This window comes from Mesorhizobium sp. M7A.F.Ca.CA.004.06.1.1, assembly GCF_003999135.1.
Classification (GTDB): domain Bacteria; phylum Pseudomonadota; class Alphaproteobacteria; order Rhizobiales; family Rhizobiaceae; genus Mesorhizobium.
On the sequence record NZ_RZPQ01001275.1, the window covers coordinates 1 to 847 of the forward strand.

Consider the following 847-nt stretch of genomic DNA (forward strand, 5'->3'; position numbering starts at 1 on the left):
GTGTTCGATGTGCCGAACCGTGCCGCGCCGCCGACGTGATTGAAGCCATCTCGTAGTCGACCCAATCCCATCCACAAGGAGCAAACCCGTGAAACGCCTGGCCTTTTCGCTTGTCTTCTCGCTGCTGGCCTCGACAGCCCTGGCCTTCCCGGTCACGGTCGACAGCTGCGGCAAGCCGCTGACCTTCGATGCGCCGCCGAAGCGCGCCGTCATCCAGGATCTCAACATGGCCGAGATGGCTTTCGCGCTGAAACTGCAGCCGTCGATCGTCGGCCTGACCGGCATCACCGGATGGTACAAGGTGGGTCCCGAATTCAAGGCCGAGCAGGGTTCGATCCCGGAACTGGCGCCGAAATATCCGACGCTCGAAAACCTCGTCGCGGTCGAGCCGGATTTCTTCTTCGCCGGCTGGTATTACGGCATGAAGCCGGGCGGCGAGGTGACACCCGATACGCTTGCTCCGCACGGCATCAAGACGCTGGTGCTGACGGAAAGCTGCGTCCATCTCGACAAGAGCCGCCCAGCCGCCTCGATGGACCTGCTCTATGGCGACGTCGAAAAGCTGGGCAAGATTTTCGGCAAGGAGGCCGAGGCGGAGAAGCTTGTCTCCGGCTGGAAGAAGCAGCTCGCCGACATCACCGCCAAGGTCGGCAACGGCAAGGGTACGCGAGTGTTTCTCTATGATTCCGGCGAGGACAAACCGTTCACAGCAGGCAAGTTCGCCATCCCCAGCGCCATGATATCAGCCGCCGGCGGCGACAACATCATGGGCGACATGGAGACCAGCTGGGGCAACACGGACTGGGAAACGGTGGCGTCGCGCAATCCGCAATTCCTCATCCTGCTC

1 protein-coding gene is annotated in these 847 nt (G+C 62.0%); it reads left to right on the forward strand.

Annotation, left to right across the window (positions count from 1 at the left end):
* Positions 1–88 precede the first annotated feature (88 nt).
* Positions 89–847 (forward strand): ABC transporter substrate-binding protein (locus EN906_RS35740; RefSeq protein ID WP_164777687.1); only part of this gene is annotated, 759 nt, incomplete at its 3' end.